We start from the raw sequence: 25,837 nt of genomic DNA on the forward strand, positions 1-25,837 counted from the left end.
CCCTCATTGCGAGGGACAAAAAGCGACGAAGCAATCCGGGGGCTCGGGTTCGGCCCTGGATTGCTTCGCTTCGCTCGCAATGACGGCGCGACGGAACTACTCCGCCGCCTCGCTCGCGGCGCCGCGGCTGCGCTTCTTCGGCTTGGCCGACTTCTCCAGCACCGGCTTCAGGAACTGCCCGGTGTAGCTGCGCGGGGCCTTGACGATGTCCTCGGGCGGGCCCCAGGCGACGATCTCACCGCCGCCGTCGCCGCCTTCGGGGCCGAGGTCGATGACCCAGTCGGCGGTCTTGATGACCTCGAGATTGTGCTCGATGACGACGACCGTGTTGCCCTGCGCGACCAGCTCGTGCAGCACCTCCAAAAGCTTCTTGACGTCGTGGAAGTGCAGGCCGGTGGTCGGCTCGTCCAGGATGTAGAGCGTGCGGCCGGTGGCGCGCTTTGACAATTCCTTGGCGAGCTTGACGCGCTGGGCCTCGCCGCCGGACAGCGTGGTGGCCTGCTGGCCGACATGGATGTAATCGAGGCCGACGCGGCGGAGCGTCTCGAAGGTGTCGCGCACGCGCGGCACCGCCTTGAAGAATTCGGCGGCCTCCTCGACGGTCATGTCGAGCACGTCGGCGATCGACTTGCCCTTGAACAGCACGTCGAGCGTCTCGCGGTTGTAGCGCTTGCCCTTGCAGACATCGCAGGTGACGTAGACGTCGGGCAAAAAGTGCATCTCGATCTTGATGACGCCGTCGCCCTGGCAGGCCTCGCAGCGGCCGCCCTTGACGTTGAAGGAGAAGCGGCCGGGCTCGTAGCCGCGCGCCTTCGATTCCGGCAGGCCGGCGAACCATTCGCGGATCGGCGTGAACGCGCCGGTATAGGTCGCGGGGTTGGAGCGCGGGGTGCGGCCGATCGGCGACTGGTCGATGTCGATGATCTTGTCGATGTGCTCCAGGCCCTCGATGCGGTCGTGCGGCGCGGCCGCCTCGTTGGCGCCGTTGAGCTTGCGCGCGATCGCCTTGTACAGCGTGTCGATCAGCAGCGTCGACTTGCCGCCGCCGGACACGCCGGTGATCGCCGTGAACAGGCCGAGCGGAATCTCGGCGGAGACGTTCTTCAGATTGTTGCCGCGGGCGTTGACGACCTTGATGGTGCGGCGATGGTTCGGTGGCCGCCGCTCGGGTACCTCGACCTCGAGCTCGCCGGTGAGATATTTGCCGGTCAGCGACGCCGGATTGCGCATGATCTCGGCCGGCGTGCCCTCGGCGACGATGTTGCCGCCATGGGTGCCGGCGCCGGGGCCGATGTCGAGCACGTAGTCGGCGAGGCGAATGGCATCCTCGTCATGCTCGACCACGATCACGGTGTTGCCGAGGTCGCGCAGCCGCTTCAGCGTGTCGAGCAGGCGGGCATTGTCGCGCTGGTGCAGGCCGATCGACGGCTCGTCCAGCACGTAGAGCACACCCGTCAGCCCCGAGCCGATCTGCGAGGCCAAGCGGATGCGCTGGCTCTCGCCGCCGGACAAGGTGCCGGAGGAGCGCGCCAGGGTCAGGTAGTTCAAGCCGACATCGAGCAGGAAGGTCAGGCGGTCGCGGATCTCCTTGAGGATGCGGGTGGCGATCTCGGTCTGCTGCGCGTTCAGGGCCTTCGGCACCTCGGCAAACCATTCGCCGGCAGCCTTGACGGAGAGATCGCTGATTTCGCCGATGTGCTTGCCGCCGACCTTGACGCACAGCGCCTCGGGCTTGAGCCGGAAACCCTTGCAGCCGGCGCAGGGCACGTCGTTGAAATACTTGCCGAGCTCCTCGCGCGCCCACTCGCTCTCGGTCTCGCGGAAGCGGCGCTCGATGTTGGTGATCACGCCCTCGAACGGCTTCTTGGTGTCGTAGGCGCGAACGCCGTCCTCATAGGTGAACTTGATCTCGTCGTCGCCGGAGCCGTGCAGCAGCGCGTTCTGCGTCTTCTTCGGCAGATCCTTCCACTTGGTGTCGAGCGTGAACTTGTAGAACTTCCCCAGCGCGGTCAGCGTCTGCAGGTAGTAGGGCGATGACGACTTGGCCCACGGCGCGATCGCGCCCTTGCGCAGCGTGACGTCCTTGTCGGGGATCACGAGGTCGGCATCGACGTGCTGCTCGACGCCGAGGCCGCCGCATTCGGGGCACGCGCCATAGGGGTTGTTGAACGAGAACAGCCGCGGCTCGATCTCGGGGATGGTGAAGCCGGACACCGGGCAGGCGAACTTCTCGGAGAACAGGATGCGCTCGGGCCCGCTCTTGTCGTGGATCTTGGCCACCTTCTTCTTCTCGTCATGGCCGGGCTTGACCCGGCCATCCATCTCCTTCGAAGAGGATGGATCACCGGGTCTCGCGCCTTCGGCGCGGCCCGGTGATGACGAGGAAGGGGCTGCATCCGCGAACTCGATCACGGCCAAGCCCTCGGCGAGCTTCAGCGCGGTCTCGAAGCTCTCCGCCAGGCGCTGGCCGATATCGGGGCGCACGACGATACGGTCGACGACGACATCGATGTCGTGCGGGAACTTCTTGTCGAGCGTGGGCGCCTCGGCGAGCTCATGGAAGGTGCCGTCGATCTTGACGCGCTGAAAGCCCTTCTTGAGATATTCGGCGAGTTCCTTCTTGTACTCGCCCTTGCGGCCGCGCACGACCGGCGCCAGCAGATAGAGGCGGGTGCCTTCGGGCAGCGCCAGCACGCGGTCGACCATCTGCGACACGGTCTGGCTTTCGATCGGCAGGCCGGTCGCCGGCGAGTAGGGTACGCCGACGCGCGCCCACAGCAGGCGCATGTAGTCGTAGATCTCGGTGACGGTGCCCACCGTCGAGCGCGGATTCTTCGAGGTCGTCTTCTGCTCGATCGAGATCGCCGGCGACAGGCCGTCGATCTGGTCGACATCCGGCTTCTGCATCATCTCCAGGAACTGGCGTGCATAGGCCGACAGCGATTCGACGTAGCGGCGCTGGCCCTCGGCATAGATGGTGTCGAAGGCGAGCGAGGATTTGCCGGAGCCGGACAGCCCGGTGAACACCACCAGCCTGTCGCGCGGGATCTCGACGTCGATGTTTTTCAGATTGTGCTCGCGGGCGCCGCGGATGGTGATGGCCCGCAGGCTCGACTGGTTGGCTTGCGCGCGCTGCTTGGCCTTGAGCACTTCATCCATGACGATCGTCCCACGGCGCGAGACCGCGCCATTGTTGCAGGCGCGTTCTGCCGGGAGCCGGCCATCGGACGCCAGAGGGAAAAGGTATCGTCGGAACGTAGGAAGAACGTGGCCGGATTTCCAGTACCGTCAGCGAATCATCAACAATGCGCTCAGGGAATGGCAGCGAATGGCAGGAGGCTGCCGGTTCCGTCCGGCCCTGTGCGCGATCCCGCAAAGAAAAAGCCTCCGCTCTGGCAGAGCGGAGGCTGTGTGCGTTGGCCCGGAGGCGACGTTCTTAGAAGTGGTAGTTGATGCCGACCTGACCGGAATGCACGTTGAGCGTGCCGGTCGCGAGCGTGCCGAGGCCGGTGAAGGTGTAGCTCTCGCCACCGAAGCTCTTGTAGAGGTACTCGCCCTTCAGCGACCAGTTCGGGGCGAACATGTACTCGACGCCTGCGCCGACGGTCCAGCCCGAGTGGATCTTGCTGTCCGAAACGGCGACGCCCGGAGCCGTCAGCGAGATGCGGTTGTCCGCCCAGGCGTAACCGCCGGTGGCGTACAGCAGGGTCGGGCCGAAGGCGTAACCGATGCGGCCACGGACGGTGCCCCAGTCACGGATCTTCGATTCGGCGGTCACGCCAAGCGCGCCGACGGAGGCATTGATGTCAGCCCAGGCAGCATCGGCCTCGAGGCCGAACACGACAGCACCCTGCTGCCAGTTGTAGCCGACGGTGCCACCGGCGAAGCCGCCCTTCATGGCCGCAAAGTCAGCATCCTCATTGGCGTAGCCACCCATCGCACCGATGTAGAAACCGGTCCAGGTCTGCACCGGCGCGAGAACCGGGGCCTTGGTGTAGGTCGGGCGTGCGGCGAGATCAGCGGCGGCAGCGGGAGCGGCCAGGGCGGCCAGGGCCACGGTCGCGAGCAAGATCTTCTTCATTCCAGTCTCCAGTTTATTCCTCGAAGTCCGCATCGCACCGATAAGCTTACGCACGAAACAGACTCACCCGTTCAAGTTGACGAGGTTCCTATAGCCCGGTTCCGTACGGATTACCGTCACCCTGAAGACACACTCGCGGCCAAACCGCGTTTTACGGCCCAGTTCCAGAAAGCCTATGTTACTCAATTGCTTGGTTCCGTGTGTGGCGAGCCGGCACGGTGGTATCGGTGCAACAAAAAAGGCCGGCTTTCGCCGGCCTTTCTCGGAACCTATCGGTTGCAGGTATCAGTATTTGGCAATGACCGGGCCGCCGAAATGGTAGCTGAGGCCGACCTTGACGGTGTGGACGGTGTCCTTCCACTCGGAGCGGTTGGTCGCGAAAGCGCTGTACTGGATCGCGCTCTTGCCGAAGTCGAGATAGTTGTACTCGAGCTTGGCCGACCAGTTCGGGGCGAACATGTATTCCGCGCCGGCGCCGACCGTGTAGCCCCAGCGGGTGGTGGTCTGGCTGAAGACGTTGCCCGGCACGCCGTCGTAGCGGTGCTGCAGTTGGCCCACGGCGGCACCGCCGCTCACGAAGAACAGAGCGGGACCTGCGGCGTAGCCGAGGCGGCCCTTGATGTCGCCGAAGCTGGTCAGCTTGGTGAAGAAGGTGTCGCCCACGCCGGCATTGACCACTGCGGAGCGGCCGTTGATGTCGGCCCAGTGATAGTCGCCTTCGAGGCCGAACACGACGTTGTCGACCTGCCAATTGTAGCCGAGCACGCCGCCGACGAAGCCGCCATTGGTGTTGTAGTTCTGGGTGCCCAGGAAGCCCGGCGCATTGAAGCGGCCAAGGAAGGTTTCCTTGCTGGTGCCCCAGCCGCCGCCGCCCTGGATGCCGGCGTAGAGGCCCGACCAGCTCAGGATCTGCGCGACCATGGGCGGCGCCTTGGTGTAGGGCCGTGCCGCCATGTCGGCCGCCGACGCGGACGTGGCGGCCGCGACGCCGGCGAGGGCCGTCGTGATCACAAGCAACTTCTTCATCAAATTCTCCCCCGGGAGGTTGGAATGACAAGCGATGGGCAAGTCATACACAGGGCATCCCGGAGACGCTGTAACGCGCCCGCCACAGAAACGAAAAAGCGTTATAAATCATATATTTAGCACAAAAACGCCGCGGCGCTGCCGGGCTGTTGACACGAAAAAGGCCGGCGTGGAGGCCGGCCTTTCCGAATGCGTGCGAGTGGCGGCTTTTTTCAGTAGCGGGTGCCCATCGGCGCTCCGAATCGATAGTTCACTCGGACGGTCGCCATGTCGATGTCCTGCTTGACGGTGTCGACGCGCGACAGCACGGTGGCGGTGGCCGGGAAGCTGATGTCGCGCGACCCCATGAACAGGTGGTCGTACTCGACGGCGACCGACCAGTTCGGCGCGAAGCCGAACTCGACGCCGGTGCCGACGGTGCCGCCCCAGCGGGTCTCGCTGGCGGAATCCAGCAGCGTGCCGACCGGGAAGGGCGCAGCCGCATTCGCCGTGCCGGTGTATTTGTTGTGGGTGACGGCGGCGCCGCCCTTCACGTACCAGAGCACGTTGCCCCAGGCATAGCCGACCTGGCCGGTGAACAGGCCGATCGCATCGGTCTTGGTGGTGTTGGTGATGCCTGCAGCCAGCGCAGCCGTGCTCGCGTTCGACGACTTCAGGTCGGTCCAGTCGCCCTGGGCCTCGACGCCGAACACCCAGCTCGCCGCCTGCCAGCGATAGCCGATCTGGCCGCCGATGAGTCCGCTCGAGGCATTGTGGCAGCCTTCGGACTGAGTCGGTACGACCGGCACGCCGCCGACGCGATTGAGCGTCCAGCAGTTGTGGCTCCAGTCGGCGCCGCCATTGACGCCGAGGTAGAACCCGGCCCAGTTCGGCAGCGGCGTGACATAGGCCGGCGGCGGCGCCTTGCTGTAAGGGCGCGTCGCGAAGTCGGCCGCGGAGGCCGGCGCCAGTCCCAGCGCCGCGGCTCCAGCGGTCAAGATCAAGGTCGTCTTCTGCATTCGTCTCTCCCCAGTCCCATAACTGTCCTCGCACCGGATCCCTCCGATCCGGGCACACGCGAAGGTGGCCTGTGGCTGGTTGTAGGAGAGACTGCTTTCTAAACTCGTGATCGGCAGCAGGCGTGCGGCGGGATGTGTCGAACGTGCTTAAGCGCGGGTAAAGATCGCGGCCGTCGCGCCGATCGTGGAGCTGTCCCGAGGGCACGCATGGTGAGCGCCTGGCGCGTCAGGCCTCGAGTGCCAGTCTTCGAGCGCGCCAGTCTTCGAGTGCCTGTCCTCGAGGGTCAGTGCTTGGAGACGACGGGACCGCCCCAGCGATAGTTGACGCGGACCGTCGCCATGTCGACGTCCTGGCCGACCGCATCGGTCCGGCCCGCGGCTCCACCGGGAACACCGGAGAAGCCCAGGGTGCGGTTGCCCATGAACAGGTGCTCGTATTCGGCTGCGACCGACCAGTTCTTGGCGAAGCCGACCTCGACACCGGTGCCGACCGCAGCCCCCCAGCGCGTGGCGCTGGACTGGTCGAGAGCCGCGCCCGTTGCCGTGGCGAGACCGTTGTACTTCTCGCTTGCGACCGCGGCGCCGCCCTTGACGTACCAGAGCACGTTGTTCCAGGAATAGCCGACCTGGCCGGTGAACACGCCGATGCCGTTGATCTTGGTCTGGTTGGTCACGGCCGGGGCGAACTGGCTGGTGTTGCTGCCCTTGAGGTTGGCCCAGTTGCCCTGACCTTCGACGCCGAACACCCAGCCGCCAGCCTGCCAGCGATAGCCGATCTGGCCGCCCGCCAGCGCGCCGGTCGCATCATGGCAGCCCTCGGCATTGGTCGCCGCGACGCCGGCAAAAGTGACCTTGTTGGTCCAGCAGGTGCGGGAGGATGCGCCGCCGGCGTTCAGGCCGACATAGAAACCACTCCAATCATAGATCGTCGCGATCATCGCAGGCGCTTTGGTGAAGGTGCGCGCGGGCAGATCGGCAGCGATGGCCGGCGCAATCCCCAGCGCCAGCGAAGTTGTCGCCCCCAGCAACAGCCTTCTCATCGCATTCCCCAAACCAAGTCCGACGCCCGCACGCACGCTCTCACCAACGCCCACCCGCCGGACCTTGATAGCCCCTTCCGCCGTAAAAAGCCGTCACCCAAAGGACACAACGGCTCGGCAAGTACCGGTTCTGGCACGCAAAAAAAGGCCGGCGCGAGGCCGGCCTTTCGACATATTCGCTTTTGGCGTGCGATCAGTAGCGCGACATGCCCGGACCACCGAAGTGGTAGGAGATGCCGGCCTTGACGGTATGGACGGTGTCGCTCCACTCCGAGCGGTTGGTCGCGACCGGGGAGTACTGGATCGAGCTCTTGCCGAAATCGAGATAGTTGTACTCGACCTTGGCCGACCAGTTCGGAGCGAACATGTACTCGGCACCGGCGCCGATCGTCCAACCCCAGCGCCAGTCGTTCTGCACGAACACGTTGCCGGGAACGCCATCGTAGCGGTGCTGCAGATCGCCGACCGTGGCACCGCCGCTGACGAAGAGCAGTGCCGGACCCGTGGCCCAGCCGAGCCGGCCCTTGATGTCGCCGAAGCCGCGCAGCTTGGTGAAGTAGGTGTCACCGACGCCCGCGTTGATCACGGCCGAGCGGCCGTCGATGTCCGCCCAGTGGTAGTCACCCTCGAGGCCGAACACGATGTTGTCGACCTGCCAATTGTAGCCGATCACGCCGCCGGCGAAGCCGCCGGTGATGTCGTAACGCTGCGTGCCGGCGAAGATGGCCGTATTCGGCGCACCGAAGAAGGTCTCATCGCTGCGGCCCCAGCCGCCACCGCCCTGCAGACCGAGATAGAAGCCGGCCCAGGTCGGAAGCGGAGCGGGCGCCATCACCGGGGCCTTCGTGTACGGGCGGGCGGCGAGATCGGCGGCTCCCGCCGGCGTCAGCGCCCCCAAAACCATCAAGCTGACAGCTCCAAGAAAAATTCTTTTCATCCCAAGTCTCCCGCTTTGGGCGTCTCCAAAATGGTCCCCGGAGACGCACGTCTGTGAAGTTGGTGCGACCACGCTTGCGGCCCCAATCCGTCCTCAAATATACGCGATTCAACCCTGGATACCGTCTCCCAAAAGCCACAGGCGGGGAGGAAGTGGGGCGATGTAAGCTGATGAAAGTTAATCGCTTTTTCGTGATTGACGGAACTTTTTCGCGGTTCCATTGGGTTCCATCGGGTTCCTTGGAACTCGACGCACGGTTGTAGACACAGGCGCGCGAACAAAACTGGAACAATGGCCGTCCGCCTGCTATATGTGGATAAACAATGGACGAGGCGGGTGGACCGCGCGGCAACCGTATAGGGTCCGCCGCGAGAGGAAGGGTTAGCCACCGGACGCCGTGAGGCCGGTGTGGACGGCCGGTCCGATGATCGAGAACCGCGGGAGAGTGGTGATGGCGGGTAGTGTGAACAAGGTGATTCTGGTCGGCAATCTCGGCAAGGACCCCGAGATCCGGCGTACGCAGGATGGGCGGCCGATCGCCAATCTGAGCATTGCGACGTCGGAAACGTGGCGCGACAAGGCGACCGGCGAGCGCAAGGAAAAGACCGAATGGCACCGTGTGGTGATCTTCAATGAAGGTCTCTGCAAGGTCGCCGAGCAGTATCTGAAGAAGGGCGCCAAGGTTTACATCGAGGGCGCGCTGCAGACCCGCAAATGGACCGACCAGAGCGGCGTCGAGAAGTACTCGACCGAGGTCGTCCTGCAGGGCTTCAACTCGACCCTGACGATGCTCGATGGCCGTGGTGGCGGGGGCGGCAGCTTCTCCGATGACATGGGTGGCGGCGATTTCGGCAGCAGCGGTCCGTCGATGGCGCCGCCGCGCCGCGCGGTCGCTTCGGCCGGCGGTGGCGGACGCAACAGCGACATGGACGACGACATTCCGTTCTGAGCCGCCTGCGTCCTCGGTCGATACAAGGTGGCTTCCGTCCGTGTCGGGACGGGAGCCGGGGCGATCACCTCGGGTCTCGCATTGCAGGCGATCGCGCGCGTCTGACGTTTCGTTCGCTTGAGCTGTGCGTAACCTGACCACCGGGGTGTTGCATGAGCTTCGCACCGCTGCTCGCCGCCGAGCCCGCCGTCCTGCTGCACGCTGTCGCCGCGATGACGGCGTTCGCACTGGGGCTGGTCCAGTTCGCAGCCCCGAAAGGGACCTTGCCGCATCGAACGCTCGGCTGGATCTGGGTCACTCTCATGGCCGCCGTTGCGGCCAGCTCGTTCTGGATTCACACCATCCGGCTGGTCGGTCCCTTCAGCCCGATTCACCTGCTGTCGCTCTATACGCTGGCCGTGCTGCCGGTTGCGGTGTGGGCTGCGCACCGCCATCGGGTGGGGCCCCATCGCCGGGCCATGATCACGCTGTTCTCCGGCGCCCTCGTGATTGCCGGACTGTTCACGCTCATGCCTGGACGGATCATGCACAAGGTGGTCTTCGGCCCATAGCCAAACAGGGTTCCCGGAGCCTGCCATGGGCGGCCGCGGCAACCGGTTAAGTCCCTGGAAAGGCGAGCAGAAAAAGCGCGCTCCGAACCCCCTTGGGGGTGGCTAGCGGCAGCGCCATGCGCTATATGATTCCAAGCGATTTTCGCGTGTCAAAACCGACCGGTATCCCCTTTGTCCGATAAAGAAGATGAGAAGCCCGGCGAGCCGGGCGGACCTTCCGACATTCGTCCCGTTTCCATCCTCGACGAGATGAAGCGCTCCTACCTCGATTACGCGATGAGCGTGATCGTGTCGCGAGCGCTGCCCGATGCGCGCGACGGCCTCAAGCCCGTGCACCGGCGCATCCTGTATTCGATGTACGAGCAGGGGCACACGCCCGACAAGAAGTACGTCAAGTCCGCGCGCGTGGTCGGCGACGTCATCGGTAAATACCATCCGCATGGCGATCAGTCGATCTACGACGCCATGGTGCGCATGGCGCAGGACTTCTCGATGCGCGTGCCGCTGATCGACGGCCAGGGCAATTTCGGCTCCGTCGACGGCGATCCCCCCGCGGCCTATCGATACACCGAAGCGAAGCTCGCCAAGTCGGCGATTCCGCTGCTCGACGACATCGACAAGGACACCGTCGACTTCCAGGCCAACTACGACAATTCCGACAAGGAACCGTCGGTTCTTCCGGCCAAATATCCGAACCTGCTGGTCAATGGCGCCGGCGGCATCGCGGTCGGCATGGCCACCAACATCCCGCCGCACAATCTCGGCGAGGTGATCGATGCCTGCATCGCGCTGATCGACAATCCCGCGCTCACGATCGACGACCTCATCAACATCATTCCAGGGCCGGATTTCCCCACCGGCGGCATCATCCTCGGCCGCGCCGGCGTCCGCTCGGCCTATCATCTGGGCCGCGGCTCGATCATGATGCGCGGCAAGGTGACGATCGACACGATCCGCAAGGATCGCGAGGCGATCATCATCTCCGAGATTCCCTACCAGGTGAACAAGGCGACGATGGTCGAGCGCATCGCCGAACTGGTGCGCGAAAAGAAGATCGAAGGCGTCGCCGACCTGCGCGACGAAAGCGACCGCGACGGCTACCGCGTCGTCGTCGAGCTGAAGCGCGACGCCGTGCCGGACGTCGTGCTCAACCAGCTCTACAAGTTCACGCCGCTGCAGACGAGCTTCGCCGCCAACATGCTGGCGCTCGACGGCGGCCGCCCGCAGACGATGACGTTGAAGGACCTGCTGACGATCTTCGTCGCGTTCCGCGAGCGTGTCGTCACGCGCAGGACCAAGTTCCTGCTCAACAAGGCGCGCGACCGCGCTCATATCCTGGTCGGCCTTGCCGTGGCCGTCGCCAATATCGACGAGGTCATCCGGGTCATCAGGACGTCGCCCGATCCTGCGACCGCGCGCGAGGCGTTGATGTCGCGCGACTGGCCGGCGCGCGACGTCGAGGCCATCATCACGCTGATCGACGATCCGCGCCACCGTCTTTCCGAGGACGGCACCATCCGGCTGTCGTTCGAGCAGGCCAAGGCGATTCTCGACCTGCGCCTGCAGCGCCTGACCGCGCTCGGCCGTGAGGAGATTTCCGACGAGCTCGACAAGCTCAAGGTCGAGATCAACGACTATCTCGACATCCTGCGCTCGCGGGCGCGGGTACAGGGGATCATCAAGGACGAGCTCGCCGCTGTTAAGGCGGAGTTCGGCACGCCGCGCCGCACCGTGATCGCCGAGCAGGAAGGCGAGGTCGAGGACGAGGACCTGATCCAGCGCGAGGACATGGTCGTGACCGTGTCGCATGCCGGCTACACCAAGCGCGTGCCGCTGTCGGCGTATCGGGCGCAGCGCCGCGGCGGCAAGGGCCGCTCGGGCATGCAGACCCGCGAGGAGGATTTCGTCAGCCGGCTGTTCGTGGCCTCCACGCACACGCCGGTGCTGTTCTTCTCGTCGCGCGGCCAGGTCTACAAGGAGAAGGTCTGGCGGCTGCCGATCGCGGCGCCCAACGGGCGTGGCAAGGCGCTGATCAACATCCTGCCGCTGGAGCAGGGCGAGCGCATCACCACCATCATGCCGCTGCCGGAGGATGAATCCTCCTGGGCCAATCTCGACGTGATGTTCGCGACCACCGGCGGCAACGTCCGCCGCAACAAGCTGTCGGATTTCGTCGACGTGCGCCGCTCCGGCATCATCGCGATGAAGCTCGACGAGGGCGAAGAGATCGTCAACGTTCAGATCTGCACCGAGCGCGACGACGTCCTGCTCACGGCGTCGGGCGGGCAGTGCATCCGCTTCCCCGTCACCGACGTGCGCGTCTTCACCGGTCGGACCTCGATGGGCGTGCGCGGCATCGCGCTCGCCGGCGGCGACAAGGTGATCTCGCTGTCGATCCTGCGCCATGTCGAGACGACCTCGGACGAGCGTACGGCGTACTTGAAGATGCGCCGGGCGATGTCGGGCGATGCTGCCACCGAGGAGCCGGTCGAGGCCGAGGGCGAGGAGGCGGCCGCTGGCGCGATCCAGCTGTCGCAGGAACGCTATGTCGAGATGTCGGCGCAGGAGCAGGTGGTGCTGACCGTCTCGGTCAACGGCTACGGCAAGCGCACCTCGTCCTACGAGTACCGCACCACCGGCCGCGGCGGCAAAGGCATCGTCGCGATGTCGGTCAACAACCGCAACGGCAAGCTCGTCGCCTCATTCCCGGTCGAGGATGGCGATCAGATCATGCTGGTGACGGACAAGGGGCAGTTGATCCGTTGCCCCGTCGACGGCATCCGCATCGCGGGACGCTCGACGCAGGGCGTCATCGTGTTCGACACCGCCGATGATGAGCACGTCGTTTCGGTGGAGCATATCGGCGAGGAGGCCGAGAACGGCAACGGGAACGCTGACCAGGCGAATGGCGAATAGGGCGTAGCGAATAGCGGACGACGCAGGTCTTTCGCTGTTCGCCTCACTGCGTCCGCTCGACCGAGACCATCCTGGCCTCGCGGATGGTTCCCCGGGTTCCGGCGCTGCGCAGGCAGCCCGCCTCGAAGTTGGGCCAGGCCTGCTGCGAGCAGTCGCGGCCGATCGGGCGGATGTCCAGGCGGTCCGCCTTGGCCAGCGGACGCGGCACGCTGGCTTCGACCTGGGGAGCGAAGCCGGGCAGGAGGGTGATGCCGGCAGCCACCAAGCCGGCTGCTGCGACTGCAGATAGCGCTTTGATCATGACGGTCCCCTGTCTGGGCCGTTCGGCCCGTGTTCGTTAACGATTTGATAACCAGGTCGGGTTTCGAGACGTCTTCGCGGGACGGGCGAATTGGTTTCGTCTCGGCGCGAGCGTGTTTCATGTCGGATGTTCCGACGAAACAATCGCGGTAGCCGACCACGGTTCCGGCCCATCGGCGTCGCACCTCATTCCATCGCAATGCAGTCTCTCGGCCGCTCTTTGCCCATCACAGCCACGCCAGCGTGCCTGACGGCGGCTTGCCGGCCTGTTCCGGGCGGTATAGGACGAGCGCATGCAACGCATTGCGCTCTATCCGGGCTCGTTCGATCCCGTCACCAACGGCCATCTCGATGTGGTCCGGCAGGCCGTCCACCTCTGCGACCGCCTGATCGTCGCGGTCGGCGTGCATCACGGCAAGAAGCCGCTGTTCTCGACCGAGGAGCGGCTGGCGATGGCGCATGAGATCTTCGGCCCCGTGGCAGCCGCGGCGGGCTGCAGCTTCGAGGCTTCGACCTACGACAATCTGACGGTCACGGCCGCGCAGAAGGCAGGTGCGATCATGATGATCCGGGGCCTGCGCGACGGCACCGATTTCGACTACGAGATGCAATTGGCCGGCATGAACCAGACCATGGCACCGCAGGTCCAGACGGTGTTCGTTCCAGCCTCGGTGGGTGTCCGTCCGATCGCAGCCACGCTGGTTCGCCAGATCGCCGCCATGGGCGGCGAGATCTCGCATTTCGTGCCGCCGTCGGTGGTCGAAAGTCTCAAGGCCAAGTTCAAGTGATCCTTCAGGCACCGGCCGCTTCCGGCGGTGCCTTCCTCTCCACATCGTCTCATGTCATCGGAGTTGCCATGATCCGCGCGCTCGCTTTCGTCTTCGCTCTCGTCTTCGCATTGCCGGCGCTGGCCCAGTCGCTGCCTGCCGGCCTCGACAAGCAGAATGCCCTGGTCATCGACACCACCAAGGGCCGCATCATCATCAAGCTGCGCACCGATCTGGCGCCACAGCATGCCGAGCGGCTGAAGACGCTGGCGCGCGAAGGCTTCTACAACAACGTGCCGTTCCACCGCGTCATGGACGGCTTCATGGCGCAGGCCGGTGACGGCCAGAACTTCAATGGAACCGGCGGCTCGAAGTACCCGAACCTGAAGCAGGAGTTTTCGTCAACGCCGTTCAAGCGCGGCACCGTCGGCATGGCGCGCCGGGGCGATAGCGTCGATTCCGCCAACTCGCAGTTCTTCATCTGCTTCGGCGATGCCTCCTTCCTCAACGGCCAATACACCGTGATTGGCGAGGTCGTGCAGGGCATGGACGTCGTCGACAAGCTCAAGAAGGCGCCTCCGGGCTCCTCGGGCGGTGCCGTCACCGATCCGGACAAGATGGTGAAGGTTCAGGTCGCCTCGGACATCAAGTAGAGGCAGAGCAGGGGGACACCCGGGTCTCGCGCCCGGTTCCCTCGGGCCTTAAGGAACCTTTTGCCACGTCGCGGCGGCATGCCGATTCTGCCGGCCCGCCACATCGACAGGGCCGGTGGCTTCAGCTTTAAACGCATTGGGTCTATTCTGGACCAGCATCGCGGGCCTCGTCGTGCTCGGATTGCCGTCAGGAGGGGTGACGGCCGCACATGGGAAGGCGCCGCGACATTTCAGACCCAGGATTTGCTTTGTCCTGACCCCCCGTCAATTCTACCAAAACCGAGAGACCAGCATGGCTGTGACCGAAAATACCTTGATCCTCGAGACCACCCAGGGCCCCGTCACCATCGAGATGCGTCCCGATCTCGCGCCCGGCCATGTCGCGCGCATCAAGGAGCTCGTCCGCGAGGGCTTCTACGACGGCATCGTCTTCCACCGCGTCATCGACGGCTTCATGGCGCAGACCGGCTGCCCGCAGGGCACCGGCACCGGCGGCTCCGGCAAGAAGCTGAAGGCCGAGTTCAACGCCGAGCCGCATGTTCGCGGCACCGCCTCGATGGCGCGTGCGGCCAATCCAGATTCAGGCGACAGCCAGTTCTTCATCTGCTTCGACGACGCCCGCTTCCTGGACAAACAGTACACGGTCTGGGGCAAGGTCACCGAGGGCATGGAGAATGTCGACAAGATCAAGCGCGGCGAGCCGGTGCAGAACCCGGACAAGATCGTGAAGGCCTACATGGCCGCCGACGCGGCGTAACCAACGACCCTCTCCATGAACACGCCTCTCGGCGTGTTCATGGTCGGTGTGCAGTACCGCCCTCGGCTTTTGACCCTCATGGTGAGGAGCGTGCGCAGCACGCGTCTCGAACCATGAGGCCACAGTCGGGCCTCATCCTTCGAGACGCGCTGACGCGCTCCTCAGGATGAGGTTTTCGACGGTCGTTCCAGAACGACGATGCGCACAGACCTCTTCGACTTTCAGTTGCCCCCCGAAAACATCGCGCTGCGGCCGGCGAGCCCGCGCGAATCCGCGCGCATGCTGGTGGTGCAGGGCGATGGCGTGCTGCGCGACCGCACGGTCGCCGACCTGCCGGACTGGCTGGAGCCGGGCGATCAGCTTGTCGTCAACGACACCAAGGTCATCGCCGCTCAGCTCTCAGGACGCCGCATCAGCCGCGAGACCGAGGCGAAGATCGAGGCGACCCTGATCAAGCGGCTCGACGGCTCGCGCTGGCAGGCGCTGGTGCGGCCCGCCAAGAAGCTCGCGCCAGGCGATACGATCCGTTTCGGCAACGAGGGCAAGGTCTGCCTGCTCGGCCATCTCGACGCCACCGTCGAAGCCAAGGGCGAGGAGGGCGAGCTGACGCTGTCCTTTGTGTTTCATGGGCCCGCGCTCGACCAGGCGATCGCCGATCTCGGCCGGCCGCCGCTGCCGCCCTACATCGCCGGCAGGCGGCCCGCAGACGAGCAGGACGCGACCGATTATCAGACCATGTTCGCGGCCAAGGAGGGCGCGGTGGCGGCCCCCACCGCCGGACTGCATTTCACGCCGACGCTGGAACGGCGGCTGCGCGAGCGCGGCGTCGGGCTGCAGCGCGTCACCCTGCATGTCGGCGCCGGCACCTTCCTGCCCGTGAAGGTCGATGACACCGAAGGCCACCGCATGCATGCGGAGTGGGGCAGTCTGACGCCTGAGACCGCCGCTGCGCTGAACCAGGCCCGCGCCCAAGGCGGCCGCATCGTCGCGGTCGGAACGACGTCGCTGCGGCTGCTTGAGAGCGCGGCGCAGCCCGACGGCACGATCGCACCATTCGAGGCGGAGACGTCGATCTTCATCACGCCCGGCTATCGCTTTCGCGCGGTCGACATCCTGATGACCAACTTCCATCTGCCGCGCTCGACCCTGTTCATGCTGGTCTCGGCCTTCGCCGGGCTCGAGACGATGCAGGCGGCTTACGCGCATGCGATTCAAAGCGGCTACCGGTTCTATTCCTACGGCGATGCGTGTCTGCTGTTCCGCCAGCCGGACGAGCGGGTCGTCGAGCCGTAGAGCGCAGAAACGTAGGGTGGGCAAAGCGGCGCCGAAGGCGATGCGTGCCCACCGTCTATCACCCGCTTTCGCGGGTGATGACAGTGTTGGTGAGGAGGGTGCGTGGCCGCCTCACGCCATGGCCTGCTCCGGCAAGAGCTCGGCGATCTGCACCGCATTCAGCGCAGCGCCCTTGAGCAGCTGATCGGCGGCGACGAACATCGCGATCGAGTGACCTGACGGATCGGACAGATCCGTCCTGATGCGGCCCACCAGCACGTCGTCCTGGCCGGAGGCGTCGACCGGCATCGGGAAGTAGTTCTTCGCGCGGTCGTCGACCACGCGCACGCCGGGCGCGGTCGCCAGGATGCGGCGGACGTCGTCCTCGGTGATCGGCTTCTCGCATTCGAAGGTGATCGCCTCGCAATGGGCGCGCAGCACCGGCACGCGGACGCAGGTGACGCCGATGGCGATGCCCTCGTCCTCGAAGATCTTGCGGGTCTCGTTGATGACCTTGGTCTCTTCGTCGTTGTAGCCGGTGTCGGGATCGATGGCGGTGTTGTGGCTGAACAGGTTGAAGGCGAACGGATGCGGCATCACCTTGGGCGCATAGACCTGGCCGTTGAGGCTCGCGCGGGTCGACTGCACCAGCTCGTCCATCGCCGCCGCACCGGCGCCGCTGGCGGCCTGGTAGGTCGAGATGATCATGCGCTTGATGCGGTTCTTCTGGTGGATCGGCCACAGCGGCACCAGCGCCGTGATGGCCGCGCAGTTCGGGTTGGCAATGATACCCTTGTGGTCGCGGATGCGGCGGGCGTTGATCTCCGGGATGACCAGCGGAACGTTCGGGTCCATCCGGAAGGCCGAGGAGTTGTCGACCACCACGGCACCGGAGCGGACCGCAATCGGCGCAAACTTCTTGGAGATGCCGCTGCCGGCCGAGAACAGCGCGATGTCGACGCCTTCGAACGAGCGCTCGTTGAGCTCCTCGATCACGATCGTCTGGCCACGGAAGGTGAGGGTCTGCCCGGCCGAGCGGGCGCTTGCCAGCGCCTTGAGCTTGCCGACGCGGACATTACGGCGGTCCAGGGTGGCGATGAACTCGGCGCCGACGGCGCCGGTGACGCCGACGATGGCAATGGTGGGATCGTGAGGCACGTCTTCAAGTCTCCGGTTGGAATCTGGGCATAAAAAAAGCCCCGGACCTTCATCAGGTGGGGCTTCGGTTCGAAGATGGTCGCAATCGAGTTCGACTACGCGCGCACGCCTCCCGAGGCCCGCAAGGGCTTGGTGGTTTTCGTCGTGCGTTTGGTCGAGGTCGACATGGCGCCGGACCATAGGGGCGGCCGGAACCGCCGTCAACGGCCGAAAGGCACCAAAACAGCGCCATCGCGGTTGAATCGGGGGCGGTCCTGACGCAATAAGCCGGCCATGAGCTCCTCGGTCAGCGACCTTCCCAACCATTTCGAACTGCTCGGCACAGACGGCGCGGCCCGTACCGGCCGGCTGACGACTCCGCACGGCGTGGTGCGCACCCCGGCCTTCATGCCGGTCGGCACCGCCGGCGCCATGAAGGGCATCCACTGGCGCGACGTCCGCGAGGCCGGCGCCGACATCGTGCTGGGCAACACCTATCACCTGATGCTGCGGCCAACGGCAGAGCGCATCGCCGCCCTTGGCGGCCTGCAGCGCTTCACCGGCTGGGGCGGTCCGATGCTGACCGATTCCGGCGGCTTCCAGGTGATGTCGCTGTCGGGCTTGCGCAAGGTGACCGAGCAGGCGGTGACGTTCCGCTCGCACATCGACGGCGCGAAGATCGAGCTGTCACCGGAGCGCGCCATCGAGGTGCAGCGCCTGCTCAACTCCGACATCGCGATGCAGCTCGACGAATGCGTGCGGCTGCCGGCCGAGCGCGACGATATCGAGCGCGCGATGCGGCTGTCGCTGCGCTGGGCCGAACGCTGCCGCCGCGCCTTCGAGAAGGCGCCGGCAGGCTACATGCTGTTCGGCATCGTGCAGGGCGGCGATGTGCCCGCATTGCGCGTCGCCAGCGCGCAGGCGCTGGTCGAGATCGGATTCCACGGCTATGCGATCGGCGGCCTGGCCGTCGGCGAGCCGCAGGCGGTCATGCTCGAGATGATCGAGGCGACCGCGCCGGCGCTGCCGGCCGACCGTCCGCGCTACCTGATGGGCGTCGGCACGCCTGACGATCTCCTGGAGTCGGTCCGGCGCGGCATCGACATGTTCGACTGCGTGCTGCCGACCCGCAACGGCCGCCACGGCGTCGCCTACACGCGCTTCGGGCCGGTGAACCTGCGCAACGCGCGTCATGCCGACGATGACAGGCCGCTGGATGAGGAGAGCCCGTGGCCGGCGGCGCGCAGCTATGCCCGCGCCTATCTGCATCATCTGATCAAGGCGGGCGAGGCGCTCGGCGCGACGCTGCTGTCGGAAATCAACATTGCCTATTTCCAGCAATTGATGGCCGGGATGCGCGAGGCGATTGCACAGGGGCGGTTCACGGAATTCTACGAGCGCACCAAGGCCGATTGGGCGCGCGGCGACATCGCCTCGCGCGCCGGCTGACGGCCGCTTCAGGTGAAGGCCGTCAGCTTGTTGTGAGCCCGGCCCCGTGCGCCGGCCCTCATGAAATTGTGCTGATCATGCACTGCCGACCGGCTCGATGGCCGACGGCTGCGTTATCCTCAGCCATCGAACGGCCGTGACATCACGTCGCGGAACTCTCTCGCCCTGGGGCCGTTCAGTTGCAGACGAAGCGGCTTTTCACGGAGTGCTTGGTGACGAAGCCATAGCCGCAGGTGTCGCAGGTCCAGAGATAGCTGATCGCATTGTCAGCCAAATATGCCGACGCCTCCGCGGCAATCATGGAGTCGGCGCAGACCGGGCATGTCGGCAGATCGCAGCCGCGGGGATTCGGGCGGGCGGTTGCGGTCGACACGAGATCAGCGAGTGCTGACATATTGACCTCCTGGACGATCTCTTTGTTGGCGATCTCTGCTTGAACGACGTCAATTTCGAAAAGGTCGATTTCGAACAAGTCGCGTTCGAACGGGTCTATTTCCGACGAGTCCAACTTTCGCGGATATCAAATCCGTCACACAAAGAGTTTTGTCTGGGTGGTCTGTTCTTATATCTATTCTACAACGGCGCTTTCGTTTGGCACGAACGCCCCGATTGTATCACTCCGAAGATGACATCTTGCTGATGTCCGCCCGGGTTGCAGTCGACCTGCACCGTGAATCTTCATCCGGCTGAAATCAAGCATACACCGAGTTTATTGACCTTGTCGCAACACAAATGCGTTGGTTTTTCGCAATTTAGCCACGACTTGTTGTGCGCCGCGATCGTCCTAAGATCGCGCAAACGTGCTTGCGCAGCGCAACAGGCTCGCTGAAGATGGTCAGAAGCGTTGTCGACGTCGCGCGGGGCGCGCAGAGGAGTGATTTCATGGAGTCGTCAGCACAGCGTCCAGGACGCGGGCGCGTATTTGATTCAATTGTCGACGCGTTCGGCAATACGCCGATTGTGCGGTTGCGAAAGCTGCCGGAGCAACATGGAGTCAAGGCGACCATCCTCGCCAAGCTGGAATACTTCAATCCCGCCGCGAGCGTGAAGGATCGGATCGGCGTCGGCATGATCCTGGCGATGGAGCAGGCCGGCGTGATCAAGCCCGACACCGTGCTGATCGAGCCGACCTCGGGCAATACCGGCATCGCGCTGGCCTTCGTCGCGGCGGCGCGTGGCTACAAGCTCAAACTGGTGATGCCGGAATCGATGTCGGTGGAGCGGCGCAAGATGCTCGCCTTTCTCGGTGCTGAGATCGTGCTGACGCCGGCGTCGCAGGGCATGAAAGGCGCCATCGCCACCGCCGAGGAGCTGTTGCAGACGACGCCGAACTCGGTGATGCCCCAGCAGTTCAAGAACCTCGCAAACCCGGACATCCATCGCCGCACCACGGCCGAGGAGATCTGGAACGACACGGCTGGCAATATCGACGTGTTCGTCGCCGGCGTCGGCACCGGCGGCACAATCACCGGCGTGGGCCAGGTGCTGAAGTCGCGCAAGCCCGGCCTCAAGGTCGTCGCGGTCGAGCCGGAGGAGAGCCCGGTGCTGTCGGGTGGGCAGCACTCGCCGCACAAGATCCAGGGCATCGGCGCCGGCTTCGTGCCGGACATTCTCGACCGCTCGGTGATCGACGAGATCGTCAAGATCAATAGCACCACCGCCATCGAGACCTCGCGCGCGCTGGCCCGCACCGAGGGCATTCCCGGCGGGATCTCCTCGGGCGCGGCGATTGCAGCCGCGATCGAGATCGGCAAGCGGCCGGACAGCGCGGGCAAGACGATCCTGGCGATCGTGCCGTCGTTCTCGGAGCGCTATCTGTCCACCGCACTGTTCGAGGGGATATGATCATGGCCGACCAGCCGCGGCGTCCGCGCACGCTCGCTGACGCCCGTACCGAGGCCGAGGCCGCGTTCAAGAAGGTGACCACCAAGCCGGTGGAGGCGCCGCCGAAGAAGGCGGCGGTTCCTGGTGTGCGCGAGCAGGTGACGTTGCGGATCGACCAGGACGTTCTCGAGCACTTTCAGTCTCAAGGGCCGGGCTGGCAGGACCGCATCAACGCGGCGCTGCGCAAGGCGGCAGGGCTCTGAGGGGCGGCTGCATTCTAACGAACAAGCCCGGAGCTCGTGCTCCGGGCTTTTTTACGGGGGAAAGACGAAGTCGCTTACCGGCGCAGCGCGCTGCCGAGCACACCGCCCATCATGCCACCGATGAAGGCGGCGCCGGCGGCGTTGCCCGAATTGTCCTGCGGCGGCGGATTGCGATAGACCGGCGCACCCTGAGGCGGCGGGCCGCCGGCAGCCACGTTGCCGGCCGGCTTGGCACGGCGCGGCCTGGCCTCGTCGCCGACTGCGGCGGTCGCCGGCGCGGGCTGCGGCTCTGCCAGCAGCGCCTTGTGCTGCAGCTTGGTCAGGAATCCAGTCGACGGATAGCCTCGGGCCGCCTGCCAGCGCTTCATGACACCGCGGGTCTGGTCGTCGAACACGCCGGTCATCCTGGTGTCGAAGCCAAGACCGGTCAGCCTCCGCTGCACGTCGCGGCGCTTGGTCTTGTCGAGGCCGATCTGATCCTCGCTGACCTGAGTGCCTTCCTCGGTGTAGGTGGCGGGATCGACGCCCTTGGCGACGTTGCGAGTGGCGGTGTTGATGGCGCCGCTCTCGATCGCGGCGATGCGCGCCATCGCCAGCGACTTGAACTGCCCGTTCGGGTAGGTCGAGAGATAGGCGTTCAGCTCTTCCGGCTTGTTGGAGTCCTTCACCGAGCGCCAGAATTCGAGCTCGGCTTCGCCTGCGGTCACGGTGGCCGTCGCGACGGCCGGCGTCGTCCCGGCCGTGGCGGCCGTTGCAGCAGGGGCCGCCGCCGGGTTGAGGTAGACGGCGCCGATCAGGTTGGTATGCCCCCAGGGCAATTGGCCCTTGCTGGTCTCCTCATTGACCTGGGCGCGCACGGCGGTCATGGCCTGCTGGATCTCGATGCCGGGCTGGGCGATGTGCGAGATCAGCGCGCGGGTGAACGGGCTGTTGGCGCCGGCCTCGCCGTCGAGGGCGGTCTGGCCCGGGCCGGTGGCGAACGCGATCAGCGTACCCTCGCCGGACTTCATCTCGGCCAGGCCGGTCTGCACCGACACGCTGCGGGTCGGCGAGTTCGACTTGATCTTGGCGGCGAACGGATTGTCGCGGCAGGCATCGAGGAAGACGAGCTTGACCTTGGCGTCGCCCATCGTCTGGTCGAGCGTCACGTCGATGTTGATGGCCGAGCCCAGCTTGACGTCCATCTCCGATTTCAGGTCGGCGTCGACCGGCAGCAGGTAGTTGGTGCCGGCGATCGCAATGCCGTGTCCGGCGTAATAGAACACCGCGATATCGGCGCCCTGCGCCTTGCGACCGAAATCGAGCAGCTTCTCGGTCATCTTGTCGCGGGTGAGATTGGTGCCCTCGACGACGTCGAAGCCGACGTTGCGCAGGGTGGCCGCCATGGCCTTGGCATCGACCGGCGGGTTCGGCAGTTGGGCCACGCTCTTATAGGCGCCGTTTCCAACGACAAAGGCGACCCGGCGGTCGGCCTTGGCGGCTTCAGCGGTCAGCACCACGCAGAGCAGGGACAGGGCGACGGTGAGATAGCGCATCAGGAGATCCCCCAACGATCAAGCGAAGCGTTCACTGCAGCATTTGTCGCGGATCGGCGCCAAAAGTCTTGTTCCCGGTCAAAAAATCACGCTTCCGCCATAAACCAGTTCGCGGGTGTTGCGCCAGATCCACGACGATCGCGTGTAGCGCGGCGGTTCCGTGATCCGGGTCACGCCGCTTGAGGGGATGCTCGGCGCCTCAGGTCCCTGCCGAACTGCCCATCGGCACCGGCCGAGGCTGCGGCGGACGCAGGTTCAGCAGGTTTCCGGCGAGAATCAACGCCGCGCCGACCACGGTCAATCCGTCGAGACGCTCCGCATAGACCAGCCAGCCGACGGTGGCGGTCAGCGGAACGCGGAGAAAATCCATGGGCACCACGATGGTGGCGTCGGCGTAGAGCAGCGCCCGCGCCATGCAGAAATGCGAGAAGGTGCCGCAGAGGGCGACGAGCAGGATCCAGCCCCAGGCGGTGGCCGATGGCGGCGTCCAGAATACGAGCGAAGGGATGAGGCCGGCGACGGATTGCACCACCAGCATCCAGAAGATGATCGACACGGTGGGCTCGGTGCGCGTCAGCAGCTTGACCAGAGCGATCGAGATACCGAAGCCGACCGCGGCGGCCAGCGCGATGAGCTGTCCCGGATTGATCGCCCCGGTATCCGGGCGGACGATCACGACGACGCCGACGAGGCCGAGCCCGATCGCCGCCAGCTTGAACAGGGTGATGCGCTCGCCGAGGAAGGCCGCGGCCAGCAGCGCCGTCCAGATCGGCATCGTGAACTCGATCGCCACCACCTGGCCGATCGGGATCAAGGTGAGCGCGAAGAACCAGCCGAGCTGCGCGCCGTAATGGACGAGGTTGCGCGCCGCGTGCTGCTTGAGCCGCGAGGTGCGCAAGGTGGCAAAGCCTCCGCTGAGGGCGATGACCGGCGAGAGCATCACCAGGCCGATCAGGCAGCGCAGCTCCATCAGCTCGAACACGTTGAGCTCGCGCATCGCTTCGCGTCCGGCCACCGCCATCACCAGCATCAGGCTGAGCCAGCCCGTCATCCACAGTGCGGCAATCAGTTTCGAAGCGGGACGATTCATGCGGTGGCGGGGAGAGCGAGGACGGCGGCGAAGGCGGGCTGTATCACCTCGCGCGCAGAGCAATGCAAACGAAATCAACGGTGCAGCGCACCAACGCCGCTGCAGGCTTTGCTCGCGACGGACGCGCGTCATCGAGAAAAACGTGGAGTGTGGCTGTGTTTCGTCCTAAAGCGACCGCCGCGATACAGCCCGCGAACAGCACAACACAGTCTAAGGCAGCCAGAGACAAGACATGACCGAACGCGCCGCTTCAGCCGACTTCGTGACCGCCTTTGCCACTGGCTGGCCGGAGCGGGAGCCTCATCTCATGGTGCTGTCGCTGACCACCCATAAAGGTGTGCAGGACTTCGCCATGACGCGGGAGCAGGCACTGCTGGTCGCCAAGACCATCAAGCGCACCGCCGCGCAGCTTGCTCCGCCGCCGTCCGCAGGTGCGGTCCCCGGCGCCAGGCGCGGCAGTTGATCGGGATCACCGCGACAGTGAAATGTTGGCTGCGCGGAACTGGCTGTCGGCCCGGATCGACACGGACTGCCTCTTGCCGCGGGTGGCGAGCGCGATGTTGGCGTTGAAGCCGGCGGTGGTCGCGAGCAGCTGGAAGTTGCCGCCGCCGCCACGGCCCTGCAGCACGCCATTGATGCCGCGGCTGGTCTCACTCCAGGTTCCCGAGATGGCCGAGCCCTCAGCGATCACCTCGGCCTGCAGCCCGAACTTGTAGGCATCGCTGGCGCAGGTCAGGACGAGCGTCATCCGCGGTCCCGAGACGCCGTAATTGGCCCGGCACCGGATGCGCTCGGTTGAGCCGTCCTCAAGGGCAACCGTGCCGCTGCCGCCCCATGTTCCGGCCATGCCCGTGAAGGGACCAGGGTCGGCATGCCCCGGCGAGGTGGTCACGCCCGCCGTCAAAACAACGGCGGTGGCCGCGACCCGCCGCACCATCTTCAGGAGCGTGTGCGCGCCGTTACAGGCGCGAAGCCTGCCAGCGGCCGCTGCAGGGGATGCCTGCCGAGGCGCCGTTCCACTTGCCCGAGCCAGAATTGCCGTTGAGCTGCCCATTCGCATATGCGCCATTGATGGAGACCTTGACGAGGCCTTCGCGTCCAATCGAACCCGACACATTGGCGCCAGCCGCAGAAATCTTACCGTCTGCGACGATCAAGGTCGAGCTGGCCGTGGGCTCGCAGCTGCCACTGTTGGTGACGATCGTCACCTGCCACTGCCCGTCATAGGGCGACTGGGCGAATGCGGGGGCGGCCGAGCTACCCACCAGGATCGACGCGGCGAAAGCCATTCCAATGCGGTCGAGACGCATGAATCGTTGTCCCTCAAATGTCGTTGATCACGACCTTATTTGGAAGAATTGTGACGAAAATTTGCCGCAGCGCCACAACGGATTTTTATCGAGCAATTTCAGTCCATTAACGATTAATGCGGAACCCGGCTTGGAGGCATTCGGGCGGCATTGTGCGCAAACTGCGCCTTCGCCCACGGCATGAGCGGGCGAACGCCCACATCTTTCCGCTGACCGCCCATGCTGCCGTTCGCAGGGCACCGCGAGGGCGCCAGCGGGGAGGATGTCCACAACTTATCAGGGCGATGCGATCAGATGCTCAGTGCGGGGTGAGGCTGGGCGCCTTGGTCGCGAACTGCTCGTCCTGCGGCTTGGCCGGAATCGCGCCGGTCGCCTTGGCCGATTCGACGACATCGCCGAGCAGCTTGAGCCCGAGCGGTGCGAGAGCGCGCTCCCACAGCTCGCGCGCGGTCTCTCCCTTCTTGACGAAGCACCATTCCTGGGCGGCGATGGCGCCCGCATCCATGCGGTCGGCGAGGTGATAGATGGTGCCGCCGGCGATCGGATCGCCTTCCTTGATGGTCCACTCCACCGCAGCGATGCCCCGGTGACGCGGCAGCAGCGACGGATGGTAGCCGATGCCGCCGAGCCGGGCGGCTGCGACCGCCTCGTGAGTGACGCGGGCGTGGCTATGCGCCGTGACGATCAGGTCCGTGCCGGGGGCGATCTCGCCGGCGGGCACGACCTTCGGATTGGCCTGGACCACGACCTCGATCCCGGCCGCCCGCGCCGCGGCTGCAAGCCGGTCCTCGCCATCATGAACGACGACCCGCGCGATCTCGATTCCTCTCTCGCGCAGCATGTTCAGTGTGGCGACACCGAAATGGCGGGAGCCGACGAGAGTGATGCGCATGGCCAGGGATCTTCCACGGTTGGGGGCTGGATCCGGTCGGAGGCTCTGACCGGGCGAAACGGGTCAAACCAAGCCTTGGCCTCCAGGTCA

General features: G+C 65.4%; 25 protein-coding genes. 11 read left to right on the top strand and 14 right to left on the bottom strand.

The features are described 5' to 3' along the window. Positions 1-96: 96 nt before the first annotated feature. The 6 genes from uvrA to QX010_RS07415 form a co-directional block, all read right to left on the bottom strand. Positions 97-3,159, bottom strand: a complete 3,063-nt coding sequence (gene uvrA / locus QX010_RS07390) for an excinuclease ABC subunit UvrA (RefSeq protein WP_315799850.1) — start codon at positions 3,157-3,159, stop codon at positions 97-99. A 277-nt stretch (positions 3,160-3,436) separates the two neighbouring features. Continuing rightward, the gene (locus QX010_RS07395; RefSeq protein ID WP_315799851.1) at positions 3,437-4,081 is read right to left on the bottom strand and encodes a porin family protein; all 645 of its coding nucleotides are present in this window, start codon (positions 4,079-4,081) and stop codon (positions 3,437-3,439) included. 285 nt (positions 4,082-4,366) lie between these two features. Beyond that, positions 4,367-5,107 (bottom strand): outer membrane protein, encoded by a 741-nt coding sequence (locus QX010_RS07400; RefSeq protein WP_315799852.1) that lies wholly within the window; start codon positions 5,105-5,107, stop codon positions 4,367-4,369. A gap of 212 nt (positions 5,108-5,319) precedes the next feature. Then, on the bottom strand, positions 5,320-6,105 hold the full coding sequence (locus QX010_RS07405; RefSeq protein WP_316178605.1) for an outer membrane protein: 786 nt from the start codon (positions 6,103-6,105) through the stop codon (positions 5,320-5,322). A 284-nt stretch (positions 6,106-6,389) separates the two neighbouring features. Next, a complete protein-coding gene (locus QX010_RS07410; RefSeq protein WP_315799854.1) occupies positions 6,390-7,145 on the bottom strand; it encodes an outer membrane protein in 756 nt (251 codons plus the stop codon). 193 nt (positions 7,146-7,338) lie between these two features. Continuing rightward, on the bottom strand, positions 7,339-8,082 hold the full coding sequence (locus tag QX010_RS07415) for a porin family protein (RefSeq protein ID WP_315799855.1): 744 nt from the start codon (positions 8,080-8,082) through the stop codon (positions 7,339-7,341). Positions 8,083-8,533: 451 nt separating this feature from the next. Here QX010_RS07415 and QX010_RS07420 point away from each other — a divergent pair, with 451 nt between their 5' ends. The 3 genes from QX010_RS07420 to gyrA all read left to right on the top strand — a co-directional run bounded on the left by QX010_RS07420 (position 8,534) and on the right by gyrA (position 12,498). After that, positions 8,534-9,031, top strand: coding sequence for a single-stranded DNA-binding protein (locus tag QX010_RS07420; RefSeq protein WP_315711764.1), 498 nt, complete (start codon positions 8,534-8,536; stop codon positions 9,029-9,031). Between the two features lie 152 nt (positions 9,032-9,183). Further along, entirely contained in the window at positions 9,184-9,582 is a 399-nt protein-coding gene (locus QX010_RS07425) for a DUF2306 domain-containing protein (protein ID WP_316178607.1), read from the top strand. Positions 9,583-9,753: 171 nt separating this feature from the next. After that, positions 9,754-12,498 carry a DNA gyrase subunit A gene (gene gyrA, locus QX010_RS07430; RefSeq protein WP_315799857.1) on the top strand — a complete coding sequence of 915 codons (2,745 nt, stop codon included), beginning with the start codon at positions 9,754-9,756 and terminating at the stop codon, positions 12,496-12,498. A gap of 43 nt (positions 12,499-12,541) precedes the next feature. Here gyrA and QX010_RS07435 read toward each other — a convergent pair whose 3' ends face one another. Continuing rightward, on the bottom strand, positions 12,542-12,799 hold the full coding sequence (locus tag QX010_RS07435) for a hypothetical protein (protein ID WP_315799858.1): 258 nt from the start codon (positions 12,797-12,799) through the stop codon (positions 12,542-12,544). Between the two features lie 292 nt (positions 12,800-13,091). Here QX010_RS07435 and coaD point away from each other — a divergent pair, with 292 nt between their 5' ends. The 4 genes from coaD (at position 13,092) to queA (ending at position 16,268) form a co-directional block, all read left to right on the top strand. Further along, on the top strand, positions 13,092-13,586 hold the full coding sequence (coaD, locus tag QX010_RS07440; RefSeq protein ID WP_316178610.1) for a pantetheine-phosphate adenylyltransferase: 495 nt from the start codon (positions 13,092-13,094) through the stop codon (positions 13,584-13,586). A 68-nt stretch (positions 13,587-13,654) separates the two neighbouring features. Continuing rightward, the gene (locus QX010_RS07445) at positions 13,655-14,218 is read left to right on the top strand and encodes a peptidylprolyl isomerase (protein WP_316178611.1); all 564 of its coding nucleotides are present in this window, start codon (positions 13,655-13,657) and stop codon (positions 14,216-14,218) included. 292 nt (positions 14,219-14,510) lie between these two features. Next, a complete protein-coding gene (locus QX010_RS07450; RefSeq protein ID WP_315799860.1) occupies positions 14,511-14,975 on the top strand; it encodes a peptidylprolyl isomerase in 465 nt (154 codons plus the stop codon). A gap of 198 nt (positions 14,976-15,173) precedes the next feature. After that, entirely contained in the window at positions 15,174-16,268 is a 1,095-nt protein-coding gene (gene queA, locus QX010_RS07455) for a tRNA preQ1(34) S-adenosylmethionine ribosyltransferase-isomerase QueA (RefSeq protein WP_316178612.1), read from the top strand. Positions 16,269-16,379: 111 nt separating this feature from the next. On the opposite strand, the gene QX010_RS07460 is transcribed toward queA, so the two are convergent. Further along, positions 16,380-17,405, bottom strand: coding sequence for an aspartate-semialdehyde dehydrogenase (locus tag QX010_RS07460; RefSeq protein WP_316178613.1), 1,026 nt, complete (start codon positions 17,403-17,405; stop codon positions 16,380-16,382). 273 nt (positions 17,406-17,678) lie between these two features. Between QX010_RS07460 and tgt the strand changes: the two genes are divergently transcribed. Beyond that, entirely contained in the window at positions 17,679-18,833 is a 1,155-nt protein-coding gene (tgt, locus tag QX010_RS07465; protein ID WP_316178614.1) for a tRNA guanosine(34) transglycosylase Tgt, read from the top strand. Positions 18,834-19,008: 175 nt separating this feature from the next. Here tgt and QX010_RS07470 read toward each other — a convergent pair whose 3' ends face one another. After that, positions 19,009-19,227, bottom strand: coding sequence for a hypothetical protein (locus tag QX010_RS07470; protein ID WP_315711782.1), 219 nt, complete (start codon positions 19,225-19,227; stop codon positions 19,009-19,011). Between the two features lie 488 nt (positions 19,228-19,715). Here QX010_RS07470 and cysK point away from each other — a divergent pair, with 488 nt between their 5' ends. After that, complete coding sequence (gene cysK / locus QX010_RS07475; protein ID WP_316178616.1) at positions 19,716-20,678, top strand: cysteine synthase A; 963 nt, start codon at positions 19,716-19,718, stop codon at positions 20,676-20,678. A gap of 2 nt (positions 20,679-20,680) precedes the next feature. Beyond that, a complete protein-coding gene (locus tag QX010_RS07480) occupies positions 20,681-20,920 on the top strand; it encodes a BrnA antitoxin family protein (protein WP_315799865.1) in 240 nt (79 codons plus the stop codon). 74 nt (positions 20,921-20,994) lie between these two features. On the opposite strand, the gene QX010_RS07485 is transcribed toward QX010_RS07480, so the two are convergent. Then, positions 20,995-22,455: a caspase family protein gene (locus tag QX010_RS07485; RefSeq protein ID WP_315799866.1), complete on the bottom strand. Its 1,461-nt coding sequence runs from the start codon at positions 22,453-22,455 to the stop codon at positions 20,995-20,997. A gap of 199 nt (positions 22,456-22,654) precedes the next feature. Next, entirely contained in the window at positions 22,655-23,545 is an 891-nt protein-coding gene (locus QX010_RS07490; RefSeq protein ID WP_316178619.1) for a DMT family transporter, read from the bottom strand. A 232-nt stretch (positions 23,546-23,777) separates the two neighbouring features. On the opposite strand from QX010_RS07490, the gene QX010_RS07495 reads away from it, so the two are divergent. After that, complete coding sequence (locus QX010_RS07495) at positions 23,778-24,008, top strand: hypothetical protein (RefSeq protein ID WP_315799868.1); 231 nt, start codon at positions 23,778-23,780, stop codon at positions 24,006-24,008. Between the two features lie 6 nt (positions 24,009-24,014). Here the strand turns inward: QX010_RS07495 and QX010_RS07500 are convergent, their stop codons facing one another. The 3 genes from QX010_RS07500 to QX010_RS07510 all read right to left on the bottom strand — a co-directional run bounded on the left by QX010_RS07500 (position 24,015) and on the right by QX010_RS07510 (position 25,747). Then, positions 24,015-24,482 carry a hypothetical protein gene (locus tag QX010_RS07500; protein ID WP_316178620.1) on the bottom strand — a complete coding sequence of 156 codons (468 nt, stop codon included), beginning with the start codon at positions 24,480-24,482 and terminating at the stop codon, positions 24,015-24,017. Positions 24,483-24,504: 22 nt separating this feature from the next. Next, entirely contained in the window at positions 24,505-24,855 is a 351-nt protein-coding gene (locus QX010_RS07505) for a hypothetical protein (protein WP_315751045.1), read from the bottom strand. A 298-nt stretch (positions 24,856-25,153) separates the two neighbouring features. Next, positions 25,154-25,747 (bottom strand): formyltransferase family protein, encoded by a 594-nt coding sequence (locus QX010_RS07510; RefSeq protein ID WP_315799870.1) that lies wholly within the window; start codon positions 25,745-25,747, stop codon positions 25,154-25,156. Between the last annotated feature and the right edge of the window lie 90 nt (positions 25,748-25,837).

It is taken from the genome of Bradyrhizobium sp. SZCCHNRI1009 (assembly GCF_032487575.1).
Lineage (GTDB): Bacteria > Pseudomonadota > Alphaproteobacteria > Rhizobiales > Xanthobacteraceae > Bradyrhizobium.